Origin of the sequence: Advenella kashmirensis W13003 (assembly GCF_000506985.1) — a bacterium.
Classification (GTDB): Bacteria; Pseudomonadota; Gammaproteobacteria; order Burkholderiales; family Burkholderiaceae_B; genus Advenella; species Advenella kashmirensis_A.
In genome coordinates, this window is sequence record NZ_KI650988.1 from 1 (window position 1) to 1278 (window position 1278).

1 pseudogene is annotated in these 1278 nt (G+C 49.5%); it reads left to right on the forward strand.

Features of this window, described 5'->3' with window-relative positions:
- Positions 1-63 precede the first annotated feature (63 nt).
- Positions 64-1278, forward strand: a pseudogene (locus tag W822_RS46725) (IS3 family transposase); the annotation flags it as partial.

The window sequence follows — 1278 nt, forward strand, 5'->3', positions numbered from 1 at the left end:
TGTGCCGGTTAATGAAATGCACCCCAAAAGTTGGACATCAATCCAACCTTTGGGGTGTTTTTTATGACGAAATATGATGAACAGTTCAAATTAGCAGTGGTTCTAAGCTACGAAGCTGGCACGCAAGGGTCCAAAGCTTTAGCGGCTCGGTTTGGGATTGCCGCATCACAGATCAGGCGCTGGATCTATAGTTATCAGCAGCATGGTATGGACGGTTTACGTAAAAAAACCAGCCACTACAGTGCCGAATTCAAGCTATCTGTATTGCAACAGATGCAAAGCGAAGAACTATCTGCCACACAAGCAACAGCCTTGTTTAACATCCGCGGAGGTGCAACGGTCGTCACAACTTGGCAACGGCTGTATCATGAAGGGGGCTTGCCAGCCTTACAACCGAAACAACGAGGACGCCCCAAAATGGCCCCTGCCAAACCCACTTCCTGCACTGCTGCTCCTACTGATAGTCGTAGCTTGGAAGATCTTCGCAAAGAGAACGAATATCTGCGTGCTGAGGTAGCGTACTTAAAAAAATTAAGGGCCTTGCTTCAGGCCAAAGAGCAAGCCGCGCCGAAAAAGCGCAAGTAGTGCTCGAACTGAGGCAAGGCCATAATTTAGCGACGTTGCTGGAGGTGGCCAAGCTATCGCGTAGCACCTTTTATTACCACATAAAGGTACTTCAAGCGGGAGACCCACAAGCCGAGCTAAAGGCGCGCATACGTAGCATCTACCAACAACACAAAGGCCGCTATGGTTACCGGCGAATTACGGCGGTGCTGCGCCATGCAGGAGAGCGGATCAATCACAAAACGGTACAGCGCTTGATGCAAGTATTAGGACTCAAATCGTTGGTTCGACCTAAGAAATATCGGTCTTATCGAGGACAGCAAGCAAGCGTACCGAATCTGCTGGCTCGACACTTCCAGGCTGATCGACCCAATCAGAAATGGGTGACAGACGTGACGGAATTGAATGTTCGAGGAGAAAAGTTATATCTATCACCGGTAATGGATCTGTTCAACGGAGAAATTGTCTCCTACGCCATGCACAGGCGGCCTAAATTCTCCCTGGTCAGCATCATGCTCAAGAAGGCCATGTCCAAACTACGTAGCACCGAAGCTCCAATGCTGCACTCTGACCAAGGCTGGCAATATCAAATGTCTGCTTATCGTCGCCAGCTTGCTGACCGTCAATTAATCCAGAGCATGTCCCGCAAGGGCAACTGCCTGGATAATGCTGCCATGGAGAGTTTCTTCGGTACGCTCAAAAGCGAGTTCTTTT